Origin of the sequence: Corynebacterium sp. Marseille-P4611 (genome assembly GCF_916618765.1) — a bacterium.
Classification (GTDB): Bacteria; Actinomycetota; Actinomycetes; order Mycobacteriales; family Mycobacteriaceae; genus Corynebacterium; species Corynebacterium marquesiae.
Map to the genome: position 1 here is coordinate 232732 of NZ_CAKAKD010000001.1, position 23118 is coordinate 255849.

Here is a 23118-nt window from a genome sequence, read left to right on the forward strand (position 1 = left end):
AACCTTTCTGCTTTTCAGCTCACACCCTTGGCAACAATTCGGCCACGAAGTACCCCCTCAGCTATACAGTTCACGGCCGAAAATATAACCTAGGGGACATGTTGAAAGTCCGTCTCGCCGCAACGCTTCTCGTCGCTGCTTCTCTCAGCGGCTGCGCTGCCCACGAGACGGACCGCACCACCATGGCCGCGTCCGCGGATAACTCCCAGCTCAATCCGCTGGGCCAGGCCAATATGGAGATGAAAACCCTCCGGCCGCAAGCCCCCTCCGAGCTCACGGTGACCGACGTGCGCATCGGCCAGCACGAAGGCTTCGAGCGCGTCGTCTTCGAACTCGACGGCGGCGGCACACCCGGTTGGTTTGTGGACTACGCTGACACGCCTACGCAGCAAGGCTCCGGCAAGACCATTGATTACTCCGGCGAGACCGCGCTCAATGTCAATATCGACGGCGTGGTCTACCCCTTCGAGGCCGGCAAGGAGGACCCCCGCATCGGCGTAGTAGATGCGCCCACGGAGGGAATTGTCACCCAAGTGGTCAACGGCGGCACCTTTGAAGGCCGCCGCCAGTTTGTCATCGGCATGACCTCTCGCAAGCCTTATTCCGTGCAGGTGCTCGATAACCCCACCCGCCTCGTGGTCGATATTCGCAATTAGTAAGTCGCCTCAACCCGCCAGCGGCCGCCGGACCATACCAACAGCCACGCCCGCTGATGCTCTTCGTGGTCGGCTTGGCCCACCACCTGCAGGCGCGCTACGTGCTGTGGAGTATCGGTCCACCACTGCGTATCCACCGGCCAGGGGCCGGCCCAGCCCAGTACGCGGAAACGATGCACACCCCAGCTCAAGGCCACCGGCACCCCGGACAGGAGGGCCTCAGCGGTAACGAAGACGGGGCGCTCGGCGGCGTCGACAAGCCGAATGCGCGCGGCCGGGTGGTTCGGCCCACCGCCCAGCCGCGCAGGCAGGGGTGCGGGAATGCGGCCGGGCCACTCGCCGTCCGGCGGAGCGTCGCGCTGCTCGCCATAGGGCACGTACTCAATGCGCTCGGCCACCCCGCGGCCGCCCACTGCCCGCGGCTGCAGCACGCGGTCAATCCCCAGCTGTGATTGCACGCGGGCGATCACGCGCTTGACCTGCTCCTGCGAACCTTCCCCACCCCACAGGCCGGTGGCGGACGGGGCGGCAACCTCCACCGGCTCCAGCGCTAGGCGGCGAATGGCCGCGCCCTCACCAGTAGCGCGCGTGAGCCAGCCATCGAGCTGCCAGCGCACGCGGTCCGCGGTGGCCTGCTCCGTCAGCGCTTCCTGCGTGCGCCATACCCGCGCCAGCTCCTCGCCGGTGCCAAACTCCGCCACCACGCGCAGCCGCAGGCATACCTTGCCGGCCTCCTCCAAGCGGGCATGCAGCCGGGCCGCGAGTTGGCGGGCCGCGAAGGCCGCCGCGTCCACGCGCTCGATGCGCTCTTCCATTTCTACGGCCAGGTCTGGGCGCGCCAGCTCTGGTGCCACGCGCCTATCCGCACGGGCCTGGGCCAGCTCGTGCGCGCGCCGGCCAGGCTCACCAAACCGGGTGGCTACCTGCTTAAACGGCAGCGCAGCCAAGTCACCTAGGCGCCGCACACCCAGCTTATCCAGTTGTGCGATAAACCCAGCCTCAAAGCCCAAGGCCTCATCGGCCGCCAGTACCCCTATGGGCTGGGTGGCCAAAAACTCCCGCGAGCCGCCCTCTGGCACCACCGCGCCCACACCACGATGCCGGGCCGCGATGACGGCCGTGGCAATCTCGTCGGCGACGCCGAGGGTGGAGTCGAAACCGGCGTACGAAGAGGCGTCGACAAGCATCTCTAGTGCTTTCTCCCCGTGGTAGCGCAGCGCCGCGCCCGCATCCACAATCGCCAGGCCCGGGCGCAGCACCTCCACCGAGGACGCCACCGCATCTAAGCCGGCCGCGACCTCCGCAAACGCCGCGCCATCCCGGTCCGGATTGGCCTCCACCACTGCCGCCTCGGGGCACAGCGCTTGGGCCTGGCGCAGGCGCATCCCGCGCCGCACCCCCGCCCGGCGCGCCTCTCTATCGCACACCGCCACCGCGTGGTTGCGCGCAATAACCATAGGGCCCTGCCCGCCGACGGCCTGGATGGGCCAATCCGGAAACCACACGGCCGCTACCCTCATACGGCCTCCAACCGGCGGCGCTCACCCACCGTAAGCACCCCGCGCGAGGCACCCTGCTTCGAGGTCACCTCCACGTCCATGTCCACGCCGCGAATGCGCCCACTGCCCTTGCCGACGCCCCGGTAAGCACTCACCCGTGCCCCTATCCCCACCGCCGTGCCCGGCAGCCGGGTGCCGACCGTAAGCACCGCCGCGCGCCCACCGCGCACCTTCGCCAGCACCGGCCGAGCCTTGGTGGGGCTCACCTCGCCGGGCGGCCCACGGTGGATGACAAGGTCCAATCCTTCCGCCAATACTCCCGTCACCATCCAAGATTCCAGGCCCGGATCCGGCACGGTTACCACGCGTTCGATAGCCCCCTCCTCGGCCACTTGTGCGAGTAGTAAATCCGGCCACCCCACCACTCCCACATGCCCACCACGGACGGTGAGGTGACAGATAAGCTCCACCACCAGCGCCGGACAGTTCGCGCAGTACACCACCTGCCGGCGCGCCAACCCACCTGCAGGAAGCAAGCGTGCCAGGCTAGGGAGCGTATCTACCAGCTCTTCTTCCGGGCCACGCTCCATAGCGCGCATGCGGGTACGCAGCATCGCCACACGGTCTGACCTGCTTAGCCCGGCCACCGCTTTTTCTAGACGAACGCTCGTTTGACTCACCCGAATAGTATGAACTCTCACCCGGACACATGCAAGTGTATGTTCGAATGGTAGCCTTAGCGGTATGAACTTCAACGCTGCCTACAGCGCCATGCGCGAGCACACCACCCCCATCCCCACTCCGCTATGGGTGCGCTTGGGCTCGTCCATCCTCATCGGTGCGGCCGTGGCACTCTTGGCTAGCCGCGCGCATATCTTTGCCGCACTGGTTGGGGCACTCGTATGCCTTGTGGCGGCCTTCGTTCTCGTCTTTGCCCACCCCTACCGCCGCGCGATGCGCGCTTATGCCGACAAGCGCAATGTCGCTCTGGTTCCCACCGTCGCACAGCTCGTGCCGCTGATGATCCTGTGGCTTATGGTGATGCTCGCACCCATCGTGGCACTGCCCGCCTGGGGCGCCGGCCTGGTATGGCTAGTAGTCTTTGGGCTGAGCTTTTTCGTCTTCCCCCACGTGGATGGCACGCGCCGGCTCGCGTTTGCCTAATCTATACGACACTTTTCGGGGTTATCCACAGCTTTTCCGGCCCTAGTGCCGGGGTGGGGCGGGTTATCCACAGAATTCGCTGTAGCGGTTGCGCCGGCCGTGCACCGGTGTAGGTGCGCGCCGTAGCGTTGCAGGCATGAACGCACTCGAGACCTACCTCACCGCCTTGGGCCCCGGCATGGACATCATCGCCGGGTGCCAGGGCATGTCTGGGTCCGAGCTTATGGACCGCGGCGCGCCCGATGCCATCGCCGCCGATCTGCTTCTTTTGTGCGAAAGCTACTTCGGCCGCACCAAATTTACGCGCCTGCAGCACCGCGCTATTGCCGACGCCCGCCGCAACACCCACTCCATCGCCACCCTTGCCGCCCTAGAACGCATTGTTAACCGCGCGCCCAGCAAGAAGCAGGCTTGGCAACTGCGCGCGGAATGCTGCGCGATGAACGGCTCGATGAGCCACATCCTTAAACACGCCCGACGGCGCCTGCGCGAGATGAAAGACGACACCGTAAGCCCAGGCGTGCGCACTTACCGACGCCCCAATGATTACTGGACGCTTGCCATCACCGGAACCTCTAGTTTCATCGCGGATCTCAACGCAGCGCTGGCCGCGACCGGAAAGCAATCGCTCGAGGCGGTAGAAAGGATCTTCTTTGACCAAGCTGCGGCCGCGCGGGCAGAAGTGGTGACCAATGCCATCGTGCCGTTAGACAAATTCATCCGCATCCGCGACGGCCGCGGCGATGATATCGAGCTCGATCTGACCAACGGTGCCACGATCACCGGCACCGAATATCTACGCCGCGTGCTCAACGACGTCGGCTTTTCTGGCGACAAAGAAACCGGCTACGTCACACTCGTGCACCCCGAGGAAGGGCCGGTCAATCTCTACCGCACGGCCCGCGTGGCCAATGACAAGCAGCGCATTATGGCCGCTGCAGAAAATCCACGCTGCGCCTGGCCGGGCTGCAACCAGCCGGCCGACCTCTCCCAAGTCCACCACCTCAAGGCATGGAGCAACGGCGGGGAGACGAATATGAAAAACCTGGTCATGTGCTGCGCTTATCATAATGGCATCAACGACGATGACCCCAACGCCCCACCTCGGCGCGGCCGCCTCGAGCGGGTGGGCGGGCGCATTGTGTGGCGGCCACCGTTTACCCCGCGCAAGTAAACGCCGGCGCCAAAAACGAGCGAAAAGGCGCTCAGCACTAGACTGAGCGCCTTCTACGCATGCCGTTTTACTCCCACTCGATGGTTCCCGGTGGCTTGGAGGTGCAGTCCAAGACCACGCGGTTGACGTCCTTCACCTCGTTGGTGATGCGGGTAGAGATCTTCTCCAGCACCTCGTACGGCAGGCGGGTCCAGTCCGCGGTCATGGCGTCTTCCGAGGACACCGGGCGCAGCACAATCGGGTGGCCGTAAGTGCGGCCGTCGCCCTGCACGCCAACGGAGCGGACATCGGCCAGCAGTACTACCGGGCACTGCCAAATCTGGTCATCTAGGCCGGCATTGGTCAGCTCTGTGCGGGCAATGAGGTCTGCCTCGCGCAGGGTTTCCAAGCGCTCCTCGGTCACCTCACCGATGATGCGGATGCCCAAGCCCGGGCCGGGGAATGGCTGACGGCTAACGATCTCTTCCGGCAAGCCCAACTCGCGGCCGACGGCGCGAACCTCGTCCTTAAACAGGAGGCGCAGCGGCTCGACCAGTTCGAACTCCACGTCATCTGGCAAACCGCCGACATTGTGGTGAGACTTAATATTCGCCGTACCATCGCCGCCGCCAGACTCGACAACGTCCGGGTACAGCGTGCCCTGGACGAGGTAGTCGACGGTGGAGCCAGCAGGGGCGTCGTCAAGCACGCCTGCAACCGCCCGCTCAAAGGAACGGATAAACTCCGCGCCGATAGCCTTGCGCTTGGCTTCTGGGTCGCTAACGCCTGCCAGCTTATCCAGGAAGGCGGCGCGCTCATCGGCAGTCACCAGCTTCGCGCCGGTGGAGGCGACAAAGTCCTTTTCTACCTGCTCGCGCTCGCCAGCACGCAGCAGACCGTGGTCAACGAAGACACAGGTGAGGCGATCACCGATAGCACGCTGCACCAGAGCGGCCGCTACAGCGGAGTCCACACCGCCGGACAGGCCGCAAATAGCGCGGCCTTCCTCGCCCACCTGGGCGCGGACATCGGCAATGAGCTGCTCGGCGATATTATCGGCCGTCCAGTTCTGCTCTAGGCCGGCAATCTCAGTAAGGAAGCGGGTAAGCACCTCCTGGCCGTGCGGCGAGTGCTGTACCTCAGGGTGGTACTGCACGCCGGCCATCTTCTTGTCTAGGCACTCCATTGCTGCAACCGGAGCACCGGCCGACGTGGCCGTAACCTCAAAGCCTTCGGGAGCGGCAGATACGGCATCGCCGTGAGACATCCACACCTTGTGGGTAGCCTCCAGGCCTTCATGAAGTACGCCGCCTTTGACATTTATATCGGTACGGCCGTATTCACGCTCGCCAGTCGACGACACGGTGCCACCAAGCGCATGGTTCATGGCCTGGAAGCCATAGCAGATGCCGAAGACTGGGATGCCGAGCTCAAGCAGCTCCGGCTTCAGAGCCGGGGCGCCATCAGCATAGACAGAGGACGGACCGCCCGTCAGAATAAGCGCGGCGGGGTCTTTAGCTTTGATTTCCTCCACAGACGCGGAGTGAGGGACAACCTCGGAGTAAATCTTGGCCTCGCGCACGCGGCGGGCAATAAGCTGCGCGTACTGAGCGCCAAAGTCCACAACGAGGACGGGGCGCGGGGTAGTATTTGGCTTAGTCACGCCCCATAGTCTAACCCACTAAACTGATAGCTTATGAAGCGCTTGGCTATTGTGCTCGCCGCGAGCCTGTTGTTGTGCGGTTGTGACGCCACCCCAACTACGGCGGAGGTGGCGTCTACGCTGGATGAACAAGGCCCGCAACAGGTGACACTTCCGGCCGCGGAAGTCTTTGGAAGCGAGTGGGATGAGTGGGTTCCATTGTGCGGCACGCAGCAGGCAGAGCGCGCGGGGCATCCAGAAGTAGCGCAAAATTCGGTGGTTCTACGCGCGAGCGGCGAAGAGAAGGTTGTAGAGCTCAATCCCTCGGGAGTACGCGTGTGCCCAATCCACAACGCAGGGCAATGGCGGCCAACGGCGGGCAAGACCACGTGGAGGCGCGAAGGCGGCTGGCAATTGGTTTCCTAATCACTCTCCTACCTCGCCACCTGGCATCTGTTCAGCGGCGAAGGAAGTAATAGGGCAAAGAAACGCGGCTGCGCCAAGAAGGCCCAGCCGCGTCGGAAACTCTCGCACGGATTAGTAGCGAACGGCGAGTTCGACCTTCTGGAAGGACTTCAGGTCGGTGTAGCCACACTTGGCCATGGAACGGCGCAGCGCGCCGACCAAGTTGGTGCGGCCGAAAGGCTCGCTGGAGGGGCCATGCAGCACGGTTTCCAGCGACGGGGTGGCCGACTCTTCTGTGGCTTCGGCCGGGGTACCGGTGGTGAGGAAATCGACGTCCAAGTCGGTATCGGCCCCGGAGAACTGCACGAAGCCGCGGGGGAAACGCGGATGGCCGGCCGTGGCAGGCCAGTACCAGCCCTTGCCGCCGGCCTCGCGGGCTTGGGCAAGCAGTGGTCCGAGAACAACACCGTCAGCGCCGCAGGCAAAGGCCTTGGCAATATTGCCGGAGTTTTCAAACTCGGTATCGGCGATGATGTGTACGTAGCGGCCGCCGGTCTCGTCGAGGTAGTCGCGGCGGGCTGCGGCGGCGTCGGCAATCGCGGTGCCCATGGCCGAGTCGATGCCTACGGTCTCGGCGTTAGTGGTCACGCCTGCGCCAACGATGACGCCGGCCGCACCGGTGCGCATCAGGTGTAGCGCAGTGGTGTAGTCGGTGACTCCGCCGGCGATGACCGGAACGTCAAGGGAGCCAATGAACTCCTTGAGGTTCAGCGGCTCACCGCCGGTAGCCACGTGCTCGGCCGACACCAAGGTGCCCTGGATAAATAGCAATTCGGCACCGGCCGCGATGACCTTTGGGGCCATCTCTCGCGCATTCTGCGGAGAAACGCGCACAGCGACGGTAACTCCGGAGTCGCGGACTTGGGAGATGCGTTCGGTAAGGAGGGCGTCGTCAAGCGGTGCAGCGTGCAACTCTTGGATGATGGAGTTATCGCCCGGCTGCGAGTAAATGCGGGCTAAAGCTCCCTCGAGGTCCTTGTGGCGGCCCCACAGGCCCTCGGCATTGATGACGCCGAGGCCACCTTGCTTGCCCATCTCGATAATGAACTCAGGGGTGGCGAGCGCATCGGTGGGGTGGGACACGAAGGGGATGTCGAAGGTATAGGCGTCGATGTGCCAGGTGGTGTCCACGTCCTTGGAGGAACGGGTGCGGCGCTGCGGCACGATGGATAGTTGCTCTAGATCGAAGGTGCGGCGGGCCTCGCGGCCGATGCCGATTTCGGCGTATTCACGCATGATATTCCTAGCGGTAGTTTGGTGCTTCTGCGATTTGCTGCAGGTGGTGCGGGTGGGATTCCTTCAGGCCCGCGGCGGTGATTTGGACGAAGCGCTTGGTCTTTAGCTCGGCCAGGGTGGCGGAACCGGTATAGCCCATGGAAGCGCGCAGACCGCCGATAATCTGGTGCACGATGGCATCGATATCGCCACGGAAGGGCACGCGACCCTCGACGCCTTCCGGAACCAGCTTGTCTTCGCTGCGGACGTCGGCCTGGAAGTAGCGGTCCTTGGAGTAGGAGCGCTTCTCGCCGGAGAGTCCGCGGCCCTGCATGGCGCCCATGGAGCCCATGCCACGGTAGCGCTTGTACTGCTTGCCCTGGTAGACCACGATGTCGCCGGGGGCTTCGGTGGTACCGGCAAACATGGAGCCCAGCATGACGGTATCGGCGCCGGCCGCCAGGGCCTTGGCGACGTCGCCGGAGTACTGCATGCCACCATCGCCGATAACCGGCACACCGGCCGGTCCAGCTACTGCGGCGGCCTCCATCAGAGCCGTAATCTGCGGCGCGCCCACGCCGGCGACGACGCGGGTGGTGCAAATGGAGCCCGGGCCGATGCCGACCTTGATGGCGTCGGCACCGGCATCGATCATTGCCTGTGCGGCCTCGCGGGTGGCGAGGTTACCGCCGATGACATCGACCTTGGAACCGAAATCCTTTTGCACGCGGGAGACCATTTCCAGCACGCGGTTGTTGTGGGCGTGGGCGGAGTCGACGACGAGGGCGTCCACGCCGGCGTCGACAAGCGCGGCGGCGCGCTGGTAGGACTCTTCCCCGGTACCGATGCCGGCCGCAACCAACAGGCGGCCGGCCGAGTCCTTGGACGCGTTGGGGTACTGCTCGGTCTTGACAAAGTCCTTGACGGTGATCAGACCGGTAAGCTTATTATCCGCATCGACGATGGGCAGCTTTTCCACCTTATTGGCCGAAAGCAGTTCGAGGGCTTCCTTCTTAGATACACCCTCGCGCGCAACAACAAGCGGCATGGCCGTCATGACCTCGCTGACCTTGCGGTCAAAGTCAGGCTCGAAGCGCATATCGCGATTGGTGCAAATGCCCATCAGGGTGCCGTCCTCGTCTACCACCGGCAGGCCGGAGATGCGGAAGCGGGCGCACAGCGCGTCTACTTCCCCGATGGTCATATCCGGGCGGGCGGTGATGGGGTCGGTGACCATGCCGGACTCGGAGCGCTTCACAATCTCTACCTGCTCGGCCTGGTCCTCGGTAGAAAGGTTGCGGTGCAGCACGCCGATGCCACCCTGGCGGGCCATGGCAATGGCCATGCGGGCCTCGGTTACGGTATCCATGGCGGCCGAGGCAAGCGGAACGCCGAGGCGGATATTGCGGGTAAATTGCGCGCCAGTATCGACCTCGGAGGGCACGATATTGGATTCGGCGGGCAAAAGGAGCACATCATCAAAGGTCAGGCCGCGCAGGGCTACCTTGTTCGGGTCATCTCCACCAGTATGAATACGGTTCTCGCTCATCGAGGTCTCTCCTTAACAGGTTTAGCGGCTAACCTAACTGTAGTGCGTTGCCGGCCGAAGACACCATTTGGGCAGGGGGTAAATTGCCTCGGGAGGGTAAGTTCAATAGGCTCGCAGGCGTGAACTTCTTCGCCAATATGCCCCGCGATCCTTTCGCCGATGATCCGAATGACCCCGCCTCCTTCTTGGAGGAAGACGAGCAGGTCATGCCGCTTACCGACGACGACCGGATCGCCATCATTCACGACCTCGCGCTGGTGCAGAAATTTGCGTCCATCCTCGGCCCGCGCGGCATCGATGGCATCTTCTTCTTGTGCGAGGATTGCCAGGAAAACCACTTTTATGAGTGGGACATTATGGCCGCCAATATGCGCGCCACCCTTGAAGGCGAGCTAGCACCGGTGCATGAGCCAGGCGCCGAGCCAGATCCCTCCCGCTACGTGCCTTGGGACTACGCCTTGGGTTATTTGGATGGCCTAGAGGGCCGCTAACTTCTACTGCTGCTGGCCCAACTCGATGGTGGTCGTCGGCGCGTCCTCAACGTTGGGGTTGGGCTGCGGGTTTGGCTGCCCTTGTTCCGTGACCACCACGGTTTCGGTGGCGTACTGAGTTTCGGTCACGGTGACCTGCTCCGGCTGCTGTTCCGGTTGCGAAGCCTCTTCCGCCACGGTTTCGGTGGCGGTCTCCGTTACGGTGTGCGGGGTGGGCTTCGGGCGCGCAGAGCGCTTTTGTTCCGCCTCGCGGTTGGCGGCGATGGCCTTTTCTTCTTTGCCTTCGGCCTCGTCCAGCTTGGCGCGGGCGTCCTTCATCAGTTCGCGAGCGCCTTCAATATCGCCCTCGGCCGCGCGAGATTCCATCTCTTCCAGCGTCCCGGCCAGCTCTACGTTGCGGGTCTTATCGCCCTTATCAAAGGTTCCGGCGTGCAGCATCGCACCACCAGCACCAGCGATAACTAGGGTTGCGGCGGCAGCGCCGATGAGTCCATGTACGAACGGGCCGCCGCGGCGGCGCTTGCGGGCCTGGCCTAGGTCGATGACCTCAGGCTCAGCGTCGGCGCCTTCTACCAGCGGGGCTGGAGGCATCTGCTTATCGACGTCCCCCTTTAACTCCAGCAGCAGCTCCGCCAGGTCATCCTGACGGTCGGAAGGGGCGTTCCCCTTCGAAAGCTCGGTGAGGAATGCATCATCATCGACCAAGGGCTGGAGCTGGTCTGCAAGGCCGTCATTATCGCCGTGGTGCTTCGGTGCCATGATGGTGTCTCTCCCCCTTCCTTTCTGTTAAGAGATATCTGCTGTAAGAGTCGGCCGCTAGGCCCTTAGCGCGCAGTTTCCTGGGCGGCTTGGAGGGTCTTTCGCAATTGAGCGAGTGCTCGGTGTTGTGCGACACGAACCGCGCCTGGGGTGGAACCCACAATTTCCGCGGTCTCTTCTGCCGACAAACCGTTGAACACGCGCAGAATAACGATGTTTTTCGCCTTGTCACTTAACGTATCGAGCAAGGCGCGCATTCTGTTACTACCGTCGGTCTCCAGCGCCCACTCTTCAGGGGTGGCGTCGCGCGCGGGGTCTTCTGGAATTTCTTCGGTAGGGGTGGACTTATCGCGCCCCATGGCGCGGTGGGCATCGGTGACCTTATTGAACGCAATGCCGTATACATAGGCCATAAACGGGCGGCCTTTGTCCTCGTAGGAGCCAATAGAGGTGGCCACTGCAAGACAGATCTCTTGGGCTACATCCTCCGCGGTGGGTTGACGGCCGCCACCGATGCGGGCGCGGCAGTAGCGCAGCACCTGCGGGTGAATGATCCGCAGGACTTTTTGCAGCGCTCGACGGCTGCCGTCGACGGCATGCGGGACGAGATCCGCTAGCTCCTGTTCTTTATCACTCACGTATGCACCCTCTGAGATGTTTTCGACCGGTAACTAACCATATTGGCACAGGGGAAGTTTATGCAAAGGCAACGCGCGGCCCCAGCGCGTGCGCAACCCGAGCGGCAGAAAATTCACAAACCGTTAACCTTTGCCGTTTCCGCTGGTAAACCATGGTTCCGGAGGGGCGATCAAGGAAAGAATACCTAAAAGTCAAAAATAGGTAACCCATCGTTAACCCACGCGCGAAACACTACGTGAGGTTGCTTCCCGTAACACTGCGGAAGCCACACAAGAATTCTCGCCCTTACAAAGGAGCTAAGTAACGTGTCTCAGCCTCATTTGCTTCCCGGTCCCACCGCTGACTTATGGGATTGGCAGCTACAAGGCGCCTGCCGCGGAGAAAACTCAGATGTGTTTTATCACCCGGATGGCGAGCGCGGCCGCGCTCGCGCCCAGCGCGAGAATCGCGCCAAAGCCATCTGCAATTCTTGCCCAGTCATTGATTTGTGTCGCGAGCATGCCTTGCAATCCGCCGAGCCCTATGGGGTATGGGGCGGAATGAGCGAATCCGAACGCGTCGTAGAGCTTCGCCAGCGCCGCCGCGCCACTGCCCCTGTCAACGCTTAGGACGGGAAACTAGGGGGAGACGAGGGCGTCGGCAAGAAAGCGCCCTGTCACCGAATCACACTGCCGTGCCAAGTCAGCTGGTGAGCTACCATAGACCAGCTGGCCACCGGCTGAACCGGCGCCAGGGCCCAAGCCAGTGGCGTGCTCCGCATACGCGAGTACGGCCAAGTTGTGATCGATGCAGATGACGGTGTGGCCGGAGTCCACCCGCTCATCACGCCCTGTTCCACGTAGACCACACCCGCACCGCTGCGCTTGGGGCAGGCACTCTCGGAATGCGCGGAAAAGAGTGCGGGTTTAACGCCATTGGCCTTGGCGAAGGCCTTGCGACTGGGGTCGGTATCAGCGGTGACCTTGATGTATTCCACGGCCCTAGCTAGGTACAACAAACCCGCCACGCGGGAAGCGGGACGGGTGATGTTGGTAGCCGTTTAGTGCTGGTGGCCGTGTCCGGCGTCAGCAGGCTGCTCTTCCTGTGGCTTTTCCACCACGGAGGCCTCGGTGGTAAGAACCATGCGGGCCACGGAGGTGGCGTTGACCACCGCGGAGTGGGTGACCTTCACCGGATCGATAATGCCGTTATCGATGAGGTTGCCGTACTCGAGGGTATTGGCGTTGAAGCCTTCACCGTTGGACATCTCGGCAACGCGGGAGACGACGACAGCACCGTCGAGGCCCGCGTTTTCGGCGATCCAGTAGGCCGGGCGGGTCAAGGCACGGGCGACGGCGAGAACGCCGACCTTAGCCTCGCCCTCGAAGCCCTCGGCGAAGGACTCGAGTTCCTTGGAAATCTGGACCAGCACGGAGCCGCCGCCGGCGATGACGCCCTCTTCGACGGCCGCGCGGGCCGCGTTGATGGCGTCTTCGACGCGCAGCTTGCGCTCGTTGACCTCGGTCTCGGTAGCCGCACCAACGCGGATGACGGCCACGCCGCCGGAGAGCTTAGCCAGGCGCTCCTCGAGCTTTTCCTTATCCCAGGTGGAATCGGTGCGCTCGATCTCGCGACGGATCTGCTCGCGGCGTTCCTCTACTGCCTCAGCGGTGCCGCCACCATCGACGATGACGGTGTCATCCTTGGTGATGGTCACGCGGCGGGCAGAACCCAGCACGTCGAGGCCGGCCTCGTTGAGGTTGACGCCCACCTCTGGGTCGATGACGGTGGCGCCGGTAACGACAGCCAAGTCATCCATGAATCCCTTGCGGCGCTCGCCAAAGTACGGAGCCTTAACGGCAGCGACCTTGAGCACCTTGCGGATGGAGTTGACGACGAGCGCCTGCAGCGGCTCGCCCTCGATGTCCTCCGCGATGATGAGGGTCGGGCGATTGGTCTCGGCGATCTTCTCCAGCAGCGGCAGGAAGTCCGGCAGGGAGGAGATCTTGTTGCGGACGAGCAATACTGCGGCGTCGTCCAGCACGGCGTGGTAGGTCTCTTCCTCCGTAGCGAAGTACGGGGAAAGGTAGCCCTTGTCAAAGGAAATACCCTCGGTGACATCGACGGCGGAGTCGATGGTCTGGGATTCCTCGACGGTGACAACGCCGTCCTTGCCCACCTTGTCCATGGCGCCGGCAACCATCTCGCCGACCTCCGGGTCACGGGAGGAGACGGTGGCTACCTGGGCGATTTCAGAGGAGGAGTTGACCGCGGTGGCGCGGGCCTTGAGCTCCTCGACGGCCTTTTCGGCCGCCGCCGCGATGCCGCGGTTGAGCTCGATGGGGTTGGCGCCGGCCGCTACGTTGCGCAAGCCTTCAAAGATGAGAGCCTGGGCCAGCAAGGTAGCGGTGGTGGTGCCGTCACCCGCGGTGTCATTGGTCTTGACCGCAACGGACTTGACCAGCTGCGCGCCGAGGTTCTCGAAGGGCTCTTCGATGTCAATATCGCGGGCGATGGTCACGCCGTCATTGGTGACGGTGGGGCCACCGAAAGCCTTGGACAGCACGACGTTGCGGCCGCGCGGGCCGAGGGTGACCTTGACGGCATCAGCCAGCGTATCGACGCCGCGCTGGATTCCCTCGCGGGCTTCTTGGTCGAATGCAATGAGCTTTGCCATAAGTGGGCCTACTTCTCGATGACGGCGAGCAGGTCACGGGAGGACAGCAGCAGGTACTCCTCACCGTTGTACTTCAGCTCGGTGCCGCCGTACTTGGAAAAGACCACGGTATCGCCTTCGTTGACGCCTACCGGGGTGACCTCACCCTTGTCGTTGGTGCGGCCTGGGCCTACGGCAACGACGGTAGCTTCCTGCGGCTTTTCCTTAGCGGAATCCGGAATAACCAGGCCGGAAGCGGTGGTGGTTTCAGCTTCTACGATCTGTACGAGGACGCGGTCCTCGAGAGGCTTAATGTTTGCCATGATGTTTCCTCCGTAGTGTTCGTATGCGCACCGGTATGGCGCGCGCGTGCCGGTTGTGGATGTCCAGCACAGCCGTCGTCGCGGGTGAACAACTGTGGGTCAAACAACCTGATTAGCACTCTACCCTCGTGACTGCTAACCCTCAACAATGACCCGGCCCACATTCTTAAGCCCTCAGCGATCCCTACAGCGCTCTCGTTGCCCGGCGCGTACAAAGCCGGCCAGCGCCAACTTGACGACGCCTAGGGCGATAAACATGGCACCAAAAATCACGGCGAAGGCCGACCACCACAGCTCCTCCACCAGCGTGTGGCCGAAGGAAGCCTGCGGGGTGAGCAGGTGGTGGAGTGGGAGGAGCGTCGCCAAGCACAGCGCCCAGACCACGCCGGCCGCAGTCAGGGTGAGGCATGCCGCCTCCCCCACTTGCACGCGGGCCCAGGCCGAGGCGGTGGCGCCGGCCAGGGTGAGACCGCGGATATCGGAGGCGATGCGCCCGCGCATCAGCAGCGAGGTGAGCACAGCGCCTACGATGCTGGGTGCAAAGACCGGACCTAAAAGGGCGACGAAGACCTGCCACGAGGACAAGGTGCCGCCGGCGCCTGCGTCGTTTGCAAAGCGCAGGCCCGAGCCGACGGCGACAATAAAGCCGCCGATGAGCACCCACGGCACGATGTGTGGGGTGGAAAAGTGCCGGCGCACGCGCACATTAGCCCCAGCGATGCCGGCCGCGCGGGTCCATTGATCCAGGGCAGGCATAAGCCAGGGCAAAAAGAGCGCGACGAGTATGACAAGGCCCATCTCGGCCGAAAGGAGGTCGCCGGGGTCCTCGATGTGCAGGCACCCGTAGACCGTGCCGCCGATGGCCGCGGCCGCAAGCGCGAATTTCACCAGAAGCCAGGCCGGGTGTGCGGCGCCGCGCGGCCGGAATACCCGGCGCAGCGGAGGCAACGTACCGACTAGCGCCGCGGACGTGCAGACGGCTACCGCAATGACAACGACCTGGCCGGTGATGGCAATGTCTGGCATGGGGATGCCATCGCTGCGCAGGGCGCGCACGCACGGGGCAAGCAGCGGGCGGGCAGGCAGCACGCCGAGCAGCCCGGCACCCGCGCTGACCACTGCGACGTGGCCCAGGATGAAAGCGAGGATCATCCAGCCGGGCATGCCCACCATGCGCCAGGAGCGGTAGACCGGCTCGCGCTCGGCAATGATAAGGCGCATCTGCGATAGCGTCACCAATACCACCACGCACAGGGCCATGCCCAGCACCGTGCCACCCAGCGGGCCGGCGGGGTCTCCTTCGGTTCCGGAGGAAGCCACCAGCATGGCCAGCGCCAGGGTGCACGAGGCGGAAGACACCACCAGTGTCAGCGCCACGGCCAGCCACGATAACCAATTGGACTGTAAGTCCTTAAGCCACACCAGCATGGGCCACCTCCTCTAAGGAAATGATCCGGTCGGCTGCTTCGGCGGCGAGGTGCGAGTGAGTCACCATGACCACGCTGGCGCCATCGCGGGCGGCGGCGCGCAGGTGGGAAAGGACGGTGGATGCGGTGGCGTCGTCAAGCGCGCCCGTAGGCTCGTCCGCGAAGATATAGGGCGCCTGGGCCAGCAGTGCCCGGGCGACGGCCACGCGTTGCTGCTGCCCGCCGGAAAGCTGCGCGGGTAGGCGGCGCTCTAAGCCAGCAAGGCCAAGCGAATCAAAGACTTCTGCTACCTGGCCGCGTGTAGGACGCCGGCCGGAAAAGCGCGCGGTCAAGGTGGCATTGCGCTTGGCGTTGAGGGATTCCAGCAGGTTATAGTCCTGGAATACAAAGGCCCGCTGCGTGCGCCCCGGCGCATTGACTCGGCCGGAAGTAGGCTTATCTAACCCGGATAGCAGGTTCAGCAGCGTGGTTTTACCGCTGCCGGAAGGCCCCATGATGGCGACGAATTCGCCTGGGGCGATGGACACAGTGACGCGATTGAGCACGGTGTGGCGGCCGTAGCGCTTGCTGAGGTTGTCTGCTTTTAACATGCCTTTGATTTCACTCGGCCGCGCAGAAGTAAGACATGGGGCGGGCTACCCGGAAAATGGTAGAGCTAGCTCTACTGCCCCACCCTGGCTAAGGCGGCTAGGCTCATGGGTTATGCGAACCCTCAAAGCCTGCGCGTGGAGCCTCGTCCTTGGCGCGCTATTTATCCCGGCGTTGGTGGTTTCGGTGCTGATGCTGCCGTGGATTCCGTTGGTGGGACGCGCCGCGGAATTTGTCGGCCGGTTGGGTGCGCAGTGGATGGGCGTGGAGATCCCACCCCGGCGTGCGGGCCGCTGGTTTGATTGGCAGCAGTTTTATCACCTTATTGTGCAGCTATTGCTTTCAGCTGCCTGCTTTGCCGCGTGGACTGCCTTGGGGTTTACGGCGGGCGTGCTGGTAATTGCGCCATTCGTGCCAAAGACCGAATTCTCCTTTGGCGAGTGGTCTACCTCCAACCGGCCGCTCATTTTCTTCACCTGCTGGCTGACCGCTTCGTTGCTGGTGGCTTTATTGGTGGGGCTCAACCGCCTGTTGGTCTTGGCGTCAACCTCGCTGACTCGGCTGGCATTGAGCCCCTCTGCCGAGGAGTTGGCGGCCTCGCGTGCCACGCTTATCGATGCCTTCTCCGGCGAGCGCCGCCGCATCGAGCGCGAACTGCACGATGGCCCACAGCAGTATCTCACCGCGCTCAAGCTCAACTTGGCTGCGGCAAAATTGCAGGCCCCTCCTGAGGCGCAACCGGCCTTGGCCGATGCGGAGCATAATGCTTCTTTGGCCTTGGCCTCCCTGCGCGCGACGGTGCGTGGCATTGCCCCGCAGGTGCTTTTCGACGCCGGATTAATCCCCGCCCTGGACGAGCTCCTCGCCCACTCCGGGCTGGAGACCGAACTACACGTCGAAGGCATCGAGCGCTCGGTGGATGAGACCACTGCCCTACTGGCTTACCACGCGGTAGCCGAGGCGCTTACCAACGCTTCCAAGCATGGCGCGGCCACCGAGGCAACGGTAACGGTTGCTTTTGGGGACACGCTGCGCCTGGGCATCGTTGATAATGGCACCGGACCTAACCCCAGCCCCGGCTCCGGCCCCGGAGATGACCTCGGCCCCACGGCCAAGGAGCCAGCTGAGACGGGCACCGGTCTCGCCGGGCTGCGCGAGCGCGCCGCCGCACTGGGCGGCACGGTAAACTTTGGCGCGGCTCATGACGCGACTGCGGGTGAACGCGGTGGCCGGCTGCAGGTCGAATTGCCGCTGAAGGAGGCGGAATGAAACTACTACTGGCGGAAGATTCCGCGCTGCTGCGCGCGGGGCTCGAGCAGCTACTTAGCGCTCTGGGGCATAGCGTTACGGCGGCCACGGATGCCGAAGAACTGCGCGCTATTGCCGGGCAGGAAGATTTTGACCTGATTATCACCGATGTGCGCATGCCACCGACAATGACCGACGACGGCCTGCGCGCCGTGCATGACCTGCGAGCGGCCAATCCCACCCAGCCGGTGGTGGTGCTCAGCCAATACGTAGCGGCAAGCTACCTTGACCGACTCTTGGAGCACGGCGGATTCGGATACCTGCTTAAAGAGCGCGTTTCTGCTGTGGAAGAATTCGTGCGCACGCTAGACGAGGTCGCGCGCGGGGGCACCGTGGTGGACCCCGAAGTGGTCACTGCACTGCTGTCAGCGCGGCGTACTGGTTTAGCCCAGCTCACCGCCCGCGAGCGGGAGGTACTGGGGCTTATGGCCCAAGGATTGAGCAATAAAGAAATTGAAGACACGCTTGTTCTTACCGCCGGAGCGGTAAGCAAGCATGTCTCCAATGTGTTTATGAAGCTCGGCTTTCGGCCCGAGGACTCCAACCGGCGGGTCAAGGCCGTATTGACGTGGCTGCGCCATACCGAACGCTAGCCAGTGGGCCGACGCTAATTACTTCTGCGAGCTGAGCCCACCGAAAATATCGCTGGAGCTCAGGGAGCTGCTACCTTCCGGATCCTTGGGCGCCTCTGGGGTATCCGGCTCGGTGGAATCGGCGGGGTCGGTGGCGTCGTCGGCAGGCGCAGCGCCGCGGTCCTTCTTCTTGAGCGAAACCTTATCCACCAGCGTGTTATCGGCTTCGTTGAAGGTGGTGAAGGTGAGCGTGTCATCGGAGACATCCACGCGCATGTAGTCCTCGGTGTAGTCCTGGCGCCACATGGCGGTGGACTCGTGGGCAAGCTTTGGATCGATGGTCTCCATGCGCGCGCCCTTGTGCTTCTTATTATTGACATCGGTGAAGTCGTAATACTTGCCGCCACCTGCGGTGGTGGTGGTCAGGTACAGCGCCTCGCCGTCCTTGGGCTCGAGAACATCGCCGCGCTGCAGCTTTTCTTCCGGCAGGACCGGCTTATTGTTCTTCATCAGGTGGCTGCGGGTGTAGATGTGGTCGTGGCCGGAGAGCACGGCATCGACGTTGAGCTCAGAGAGTACCGGGGTGAGCTTCTCGCGCAGGTTGGTGACGTCCTTATCAAAATAATGGGTGCCCTGGGAGTATGGGCCATGGTGCATGCCGACGACGATCCAGTCATTATCCGCGCCACGGGATTCGATGGCCTCGCGCAAGAACTGCTCGTGGCGGGCGATATCGGCGTCGGAAGAAGCATTGGAGTCCAAACCGATGAAGAGCACGTTATTGCGCTCGAAGTAGTGGTCGCGGATATCGTCCGCCTGGTGCGGGTTGGAGAAGTGCTCATCATGGTGCTTCATGGTGAAGTTATAGGTCTCGTGGTTGCCCGGGACCGTATTGGTAGGGATGTGGCGAATCTCCGGGGCGGAGAAGTACGCATCGTACTGCGGCACCTGCGCGCCCCAGCCCTCAACCTGGTCACCCAGGGACCAGATCATGCTGGCATTCGGCACATGGGAAGCCGCGTGGCCGATGGTCGTGCGCCACTGTTCGGCTTGGTCATCCACCTTGAGGTTCACGCCGATCTGTGGATCAGCGACGGTAAGGAAGGACCAGTCATCGCCATTGGAACCGGTGTTGAAGGTCTCTGGCTCGGACCAGCCACCTTCCTCGGAGCCAACGCGGTAGGAGTACTCCGTATCCGGCTGCAGGTCGGTAGCGGTGGCGAACTGGGACTTGTACAGCAGGGCGCCGTAATCGCGCTCGTCGGCGCGGAAGGTCTTGGTGCCTTCTGGGCCGGTAACCTCGAGGACCTCGTCTGCCTTGGACCTGGTGCGCCAGGTGACCATGACCTGGGATTCATCCTCGCCCGGCTGCAAGATGGTGCGGTAGATAGGCGTATCAGCAGCCAGCGCTGGGGTGGCGGGCACGAGGACGGTAGCGCCACCCACGGCGAGGGCGGTGGCGAAGGAGGCGACGAAGCGCGATGAACGGAGCATACAGTTTTCACCTTTTGAGTCTTAGAAGAAGCGGTACGGCTCCCTAGCACACCATAAGAATGTGAACACCGTATTACGGGCGTGCGAAAGGCGCTTGAACCCTAGCTGTGAGGGGCTGGGATTTAGAGGCTCTTATCGGAGTTGATAACGGCCGCACGCCAGAGGGTGTATTCCTCCGGGTTATCTTCGCGGTAGTTCTTGACGGCGCGAATACCCTGTTCCACAGACTCGATAACGGCATCGATGGTGGTATCTTCACCCTCGGCGTCGACGAAAATGACCGGGCCGCAGATGGAGCGGATGGGGTCCTGCAGGAAGGCGGCGTTGCCGGTGGCGGCCGCGTTGCGCGCCAGGGAGGCTACCGGGTTAGGCTCGGCGCCCTCGGCCTTGGCTTCGGGGTTGTAGAGCGCGGCGTAGGTGGTGCCATCTTCTTGGAAAACAACGGAGACGCGATCCTCGGTGGTGCCGCCCAGGAACTGGTTGGCATCCTCCAGCTCGAACTCGAGCTTGCGGCGGGTGAGATCAGGGTTGACAAGGAAACCGACGGTCATGAGAGAAAGCTCCTTCAGAAAGCCAAGAGGGCATGAACGCCTTTAGAGTACCGGCCCCGCGCCCCACCTGCAGCGCGAGCGACAAGAACTTTAGGTTAACTGCGGCTCTTCCACGTCCATCTGGGTATCGGTGCCTACGCCGAGACCAGAGGGCTGGGCACCTTCGTGGATGAGCTGCGCACCGATGGCCGCGATCATCACGCCGTTATCGGTGCACAGGGAAAAGCGTGGCACACGCAGCTCCACCCCGGCCGCGGCGCAGCGCTCGGCGGCCAGCTCGCGCAGGCGGGAATTAGCGGCCACGCCGCCTCCCAGCAGCAACACGCGGGCACCGGTGTCCTCGCAGGCACGCACGGCCTTGGCGGTCAGGACATCGGCCACGGCTTCCTGGAAGCTGGCGCAGACATCTTCCACGCTGATGGTCTCCCCTGCCTTTTCGGCGCGCTCCACGTAGCGGGCCACGGAGGTCTTGAGCCCAGAGAAGGAAAAATCGTGGCGGTGCGGACCGCGCAGATCCTCGGCACGGGACATGCCACGCGGGAAATCGATGGTAGCTTCGCCGCGGGCGGCGAGCTTATCAATCACCGGGCCGCCCGGGTAGCCCAGCCCGAGGAGGCGGGAGACTTTGTCGTAGGCTTCACCTGCGGCGTCGTCAAGCGTAGAGCCCAACTCGCGCATGGGCTTGCCGACGGCCTCTACTTCCAACAGCTGCGTATGCCCGCCCGAGACCAGAAGGGCCACCGAGTGCGGCAGCTCTTCGCCTTCCAGGTTGGCCACGGCAACATGGCCGCCCAGGTGGTTAACGCCGTAGAAGGGCACGCCCCAAGCCGCGGCATAGGCCTTGGCGGCCGAGGCTCCCACCAGCAAGGCACCGGCCAGGCCCGGCCCCACGGTAGCGGCGATGGCATCCGGCTTTTCGATGCCCGCCTCATTCAACGCCGCCTGCATGACCTGCGGCATGGCCTCAAGGTGTGCGCGGGAGGCGATTTCCGGGACGACGCCACCGAAACGCGCATGCTGCTCCATGGAGGAAGCAACGGCGTTAGCGATGATGTCCATGCGGCCGTCCTCGCGCAGCTCGACGATACCCACTCCGGTTTCATCGCAGGAGGACTCGATGCCCATGATCTTCATGACTGCTCCTTAATCTTCTTGGCTATCTTCTGGGCGCTCGGACTGGCGCGGGCGCACCATCACGTGCGCATCCGCCCCGGAGGGTTGGTAATAGTTCTTGCGAATCCCCTGCTTGGCAAAGCCGTAGCGCTCATACAGGCCAATGGCGGGATCGTTGCCCACACGAACCTCGAGGAAGACCGGGGCATCCTTGAGATCCGCGATATGGCAGATATTGTCCATCATCATCCGCGCGATGCCGCGGCGCTGCGCGGCGGGATCGACGCCGATGGTGTGGATTTCAAACTCCGGGTCCGCGGCCGGCCCCATCATGCCGATGCCCGCATAGCCTAGGAGTTCCAAGGGTTCCGGTTCCTCGATCGCACCTTCCACCCCGAAATAGAAGTTGAAGGGCTGGGCCATTTCTTCCCGGAAAATCCGGCTGGACCAGGGTGTCTCTCCGGGGAAAAGGACCTCTTCCAGCGCGGCGCACCGAGGTGCATCGGCCGGGGTTAGCTCGCGGAGCTTCACAGTTCGACCTTGGGGATGGCTGCAGAAAGCTGCTGCTGCTTTGGCGGGACCGCATCTGGGCGGCGTAGGTACAGCGGCACGACGGGAGCCGGTTCTGCCTCTAGGTCGGCCGTGGCAACGAGGGCCGCTGCGGTTGGATGGGCCGCGCGGTGCGGCAGGGCGGCGAGCTTCTCGGGGAGCTGCTCAGCAAGGCGATCAGGAATAATGACCTGCGCGGTGGAGGCAAGTTCCACCTTGAGTTCGGCCGGTTTCGTCACCGCGGGGCCAGAAATGCGCTGCACACCGGAGTCGGTGGCGCGGTAAGTGGCCCAGTAGATCTCTTTGCGGCGGGCGTCGGTGGCCACCAAGGCGGTCGCCTCGTCGGCCGCGGCGGCAGGATCTAGGTGTAGCTCGGCGGCGGCCGCGATGGCATCGTGCGTGCAGATGCCGTGGAGGGGGATAGAAAGGGCGTCGGCAAGCGCGGAGGCAGTCGCCATACCCACGCGCAACCCGGTAAATGGACCCGGGCCCACGCCGGTGACCACCGCTTCGAGGTCGGAATACTCCATGCCTGCCTCTGCGAGGACCTCAGTGATGGTAGGAATGAGCAGCTCATTATGCGCGCGGGTATCCTCCAACACGCGCTCGGTGCTCTGCCCAGTTGCGGTATCCACTACCCCGGTAACCAGGGCGGTGGTAGCCGTATCGATCGCGAGGACGCGCATTAGGCGACCATCTTCCAGGTGCCATCCTCGCGCTGGAAGCCCAGCGGCTGGGTGCCCTGGATCATGGGCACGCCGCCATCAAGGCTCTGGCCCTGCTGCTCCATGGCCTTGACCTGCATGTCAATCATCTCGCACACCTCGACCTTTTCCGGATCCAGCTCTTCGATGAAGGGCTTAGCGCTCTGGGAAATAGCTACTGCGTAGCTCTTGCCTTCAGGCACCGCACCATCTTCAAAGGTGATGTTCTCGGTGTCGATCTGTGCTTCCTTGACCTTGTCCTCGCGCATGCCCGGGCAGATGAAACCGATGGCGGGGTATTCCTCACCATAAACATCGGTGGGCATGAGGGTCATAAACTCCAAGTTATTTGGTGCCTTGTCCAGCGTGGAGGCGAGGTTTCCCTCCAAGTGGTCATCCTCGCGCAGGGTGGCGGAGGCAAGAAGAACCATCATGACAACGATAAAGATGGCGATGATGGCGGCGGTGAGGTTGCGAGCGAATTTAGTCATGGGGTGAGTATGGCTCCTTGAAAAGATGTTTAAGTTTCAGGCGGGCGGCGGTAATTCTGGCAATCGATGCTACCTGGTTAACCGCAACACAAAACCCACAGGGTAGTGCCTGCCAGTGTAGGCGGGCGACC

Annotated in this window: 26 protein-coding genes; 8 read left to right on the forward strand and 18 right to left on the reverse strand. The window is 63.3% G+C overall.

What is annotated here, in order from left to right:
- Nucleotides 1-98 precede the first annotated feature (98 nt).
- A complete protein-coding gene (locus LG376_RS01120) occupies nucleotides 99-656 on the forward strand; it encodes a hypothetical protein (RefSeq protein WP_225745932.1) in 558 nt (185 codons plus the stop codon).
- On the opposite strand, the gene LG376_RS01125 is transcribed toward LG376_RS01120, so the two are convergent.
- Both LG376_RS01125 and LG376_RS01130 read right to left on the reverse strand, forming a co-directional pair.
- A complete protein-coding gene (locus LG376_RS01125; protein ID WP_225745933.1) occupies nucleotides 653-2176 on the reverse strand; it encodes a DNA polymerase Y family protein in 1524 nt (507 codons plus the stop codon). The genes LG376_RS01120 and LG376_RS01125 overlap by 4 nt on opposite strands.
- On the reverse strand, nucleotides 2173-2769 hold the full coding sequence (locus LG376_RS01130; protein WP_225747346.1) for a hypothetical protein: 597 nt from the start codon (nucleotides 2767-2769) through the stop codon (nucleotides 2173-2175). The genes LG376_RS01125 and LG376_RS01130 overlap by 4 nt, the downstream gene beginning before the upstream one ends.
- A 130-nt stretch (nucleotides 2770-2899) precedes the next feature.
- Here LG376_RS01130 and LG376_RS01135 point away from each other — a divergent pair, with 130 nt between their 5' ends.
- Together LG376_RS01135 and LG376_RS01140 are read left to right on the forward strand one after the other, a co-directional pair.
- Nucleotides 2900-3319, forward strand: coding sequence for a hypothetical protein (locus LG376_RS01135; RefSeq protein ID WP_225745934.1), 420 nt, complete (start codon nucleotides 2900-2902; stop codon nucleotides 3317-3319).
- Nucleotides 3320-3455: 136 nt separating this feature from the next.
- Nucleotides 3456-4493, forward strand: coding sequence for an HNH endonuclease signature motif containing protein (locus LG376_RS01140; RefSeq protein WP_225745935.1), 1038 nt, complete (start codon nucleotides 3456-3458; stop codon nucleotides 4491-4493).
- A 67-nt stretch (nucleotides 4494-4560) separates the two neighbouring features.
- On the opposite strand, the gene guaA is transcribed toward LG376_RS01140, so the two are convergent.
- Nucleotides 4561-6135, reverse strand: a complete 1575-nt coding sequence (gene guaA, locus LG376_RS01145; protein ID WP_225745936.1) for a glutamine-hydrolyzing GMP synthase — start codon at nucleotides 6133-6135, stop codon at nucleotides 4561-4563.
- A gap of 33 nt (nucleotides 6136-6168) precedes the next feature.
- Here guaA and LG376_RS01150 point away from each other — a divergent pair, with 33 nt between their 5' ends.
- On the forward strand, nucleotides 6169-6540 hold the full coding sequence (locus LG376_RS01150; protein WP_198492553.1) for a hypothetical protein: 372 nt from the start codon (nucleotides 6169-6171) through the stop codon (nucleotides 6538-6540).
- Between the two features lie 111 nt (nucleotides 6541-6651).
- On the opposite strand, the gene LG376_RS01155 is transcribed toward LG376_RS01150, so the two are convergent.
- Both LG376_RS01155 and guaB read right to left on the reverse strand, forming a co-directional pair.
- Nucleotides 6652-7815 (reverse strand): GuaB3 family IMP dehydrogenase-related protein, encoded by a 1164-nt coding sequence (locus LG376_RS01155; RefSeq protein WP_225745937.1) that lies wholly within the window; start codon nucleotides 7813-7815, stop codon nucleotides 6652-6654.
- Between the two features lie 7 nt (nucleotides 7816-7822).
- Nucleotides 7823-9343: an IMP dehydrogenase gene (gene guaB / locus LG376_RS01160; RefSeq protein WP_086587817.1), complete on the reverse strand. Its 1521-nt coding sequence runs from the start codon at nucleotides 9341-9343 to the stop codon at nucleotides 7823-7825.
- Between the two features lie 119 nt (nucleotides 9344-9462).
- Here guaB and LG376_RS01165 point away from each other — a divergent pair, with 119 nt between their 5' ends.
- On the forward strand, nucleotides 9463-9834 hold the full coding sequence (locus LG376_RS01165; RefSeq protein WP_005326826.1) for a DUF5319 domain-containing protein: 372 nt from the start codon (nucleotides 9463-9465) through the stop codon (nucleotides 9832-9834).
- 3 nt (nucleotides 9835-9837) lie between these two features.
- Here LG376_RS01165 and LG376_RS01170 read toward each other — a convergent pair whose 3' ends face one another.
- Both LG376_RS01170 and LG376_RS01175 read right to left on the reverse strand, forming a co-directional pair.
- Nucleotides 9838-10593, reverse strand: a complete 756-nt coding sequence (locus LG376_RS01170; RefSeq protein WP_225745938.1) for a hypothetical protein — start codon at nucleotides 10591-10593, stop codon at nucleotides 9838-9840.
- Nucleotides 10594-10658: 65 nt separating this feature from the next.
- The gene (locus LG376_RS01175) at nucleotides 10659-11231 is read right to left on the reverse strand and encodes a sigma-70 family RNA polymerase sigma factor (protein ID WP_049378946.1); all 573 of its coding nucleotides are present in this window, start codon (nucleotides 11229-11231) and stop codon (nucleotides 10659-10661) included.
- A gap of 306 nt (nucleotides 11232-11537) precedes the next feature.
- Between LG376_RS01175 and LG376_RS01180 the strand changes: the two genes are divergently transcribed.
- Entirely contained in the window at nucleotides 11538-11840 is a 303-nt protein-coding gene (locus LG376_RS01180; RefSeq protein WP_198492550.1) for a WhiB family transcriptional regulator, read from the forward strand.
- Nucleotides 11841-11849: 9 nt separating this feature from the next.
- Here LG376_RS01180 and LG376_RS01185 read toward each other — a convergent pair whose 3' ends face one another.
- The 5 genes from LG376_RS01185 to LG376_RS01205 form a co-directional block, all read right to left on the reverse strand.
- Nucleotides 11850-12047 (reverse strand): daunorubicin resistance protein, encoded by a 198-nt coding sequence (locus tag LG376_RS01185; protein ID WP_225745939.1) that lies wholly within the window; start codon nucleotides 12045-12047, stop codon nucleotides 11850-11852.
- 224 nt (nucleotides 12048-12271) lie between these two features.
- Nucleotides 12272-13888 carry a chaperonin GroEL gene (groL, locus tag LG376_RS01190; protein ID WP_225745940.1) on the reverse strand — a complete coding sequence of 539 codons (1617 nt, stop codon included), beginning with the start codon at nucleotides 13886-13888 and terminating at the stop codon, nucleotides 12272-12274.
- Nucleotides 13889-13896: 8 nt separating this feature from the next.
- On the reverse strand, nucleotides 13897-14190 hold the full coding sequence (gene groES, locus LG376_RS01195; protein WP_005322702.1) for a co-chaperone GroES: 294 nt from the start codon (nucleotides 14188-14190) through the stop codon (nucleotides 13897-13899).
- A 174-nt stretch (nucleotides 14191-14364) separates the two neighbouring features.
- Nucleotides 14365-15618, reverse strand: coding sequence for an FtsX-like permease family protein (locus LG376_RS01200; RefSeq protein WP_225745941.1), 1254 nt, complete (start codon nucleotides 15616-15618; stop codon nucleotides 14365-14367).
- Nucleotides 15602-16207 carry an ABC transporter ATP-binding protein gene (locus LG376_RS01205; RefSeq protein ID WP_225745942.1) on the reverse strand — a complete coding sequence of 202 codons (606 nt, stop codon included), beginning with the start codon at nucleotides 16205-16207 and terminating at the stop codon, nucleotides 15602-15604. The genes LG376_RS01200 and LG376_RS01205 overlap by 17 nt, the downstream gene beginning before the upstream one ends.
- A 112-nt stretch (nucleotides 16208-16319) precedes the next feature.
- Between LG376_RS01205 and LG376_RS01210 the strand changes: the two genes are divergently transcribed.
- Nucleotides 16320-17474 carry a sensor histidine kinase gene (locus LG376_RS01210; RefSeq protein ID WP_225745943.1) on the forward strand — a complete coding sequence of 385 codons (1155 nt, stop codon included), beginning with the start codon at nucleotides 16320-16322 and terminating at the stop codon, nucleotides 17472-17474.
- Nucleotides 17471-18106 carry a response regulator transcription factor gene (locus tag LG376_RS01215; protein ID WP_225745944.1) on the forward strand — a complete coding sequence of 212 codons (636 nt, stop codon included), beginning with the start codon at nucleotides 17471-17473 and terminating at the stop codon, nucleotides 18104-18106. The genes LG376_RS01210 and LG376_RS01215 overlap by 4 nt, the downstream gene beginning before the upstream one ends.
- An 18-nt stretch (nucleotides 18107-18124) precedes the next feature.
- Here the strand turns inward: LG376_RS01215 and LG376_RS01220 are convergent, their stop codons facing one another.
- The 6 genes from LG376_RS01220 to LG376_RS01245 form a co-directional block, all read right to left on the reverse strand.
- Nucleotides 18125-19579, reverse strand: a complete 1455-nt coding sequence (locus LG376_RS01220; protein WP_225745945.1) for a metallophosphoesterase family protein — start codon at nucleotides 19577-19579, stop codon at nucleotides 18125-18127.
- 122 nt (nucleotides 19580-19701) lie between these two features.
- Nucleotides 19702-20130 (reverse strand): hypothetical protein, encoded by a 429-nt coding sequence (locus LG376_RS01225; RefSeq protein ID WP_225745946.1) that lies wholly within the window; start codon nucleotides 20128-20130, stop codon nucleotides 19702-19704.
- A 90-nt stretch (nucleotides 20131-20220) separates the two neighbouring features.
- Nucleotides 20221-21264 carry a tRNA (adenosine(37)-N6)-threonylcarbamoyltransferase complex transferase subunit TsaD gene (gene tsaD, locus LG376_RS01230; RefSeq protein WP_225745947.1) on the reverse strand — a complete coding sequence of 348 codons (1044 nt, stop codon included), beginning with the start codon at nucleotides 21262-21264 and terminating at the stop codon, nucleotides 20221-20223.
- A 9-nt stretch (nucleotides 21265-21273) separates the two neighbouring features.
- A complete protein-coding gene (rimI, locus tag LG376_RS01235; protein WP_225745948.1) occupies nucleotides 21274-21774 on the reverse strand; it encodes a ribosomal protein S18-alanine N-acetyltransferase in 501 nt (166 codons plus the stop codon).
- Nucleotides 21771-22478 (reverse strand): tRNA (adenosine(37)-N6)-threonylcarbamoyltransferase complex dimerization subunit type 1 TsaB, encoded by a 708-nt coding sequence (gene tsaB, locus LG376_RS01240; RefSeq protein WP_198492541.1) that lies wholly within the window; start codon nucleotides 22476-22478, stop codon nucleotides 21771-21773. The genes rimI and tsaB overlap by 4 nt, the downstream gene beginning before the upstream one ends.
- A complete protein-coding gene (locus LG376_RS01245; RefSeq protein ID WP_198492540.1) occupies nucleotides 22478-22987 on the reverse strand; it encodes a hypothetical protein in 510 nt (169 codons plus the stop codon). Before LG376_RS01245 ends, tsaB begins: the two co-directional genes overlap by 1 nt.
- Between the last annotated feature and the right edge of the window lie 131 nt (nucleotides 22988-23118).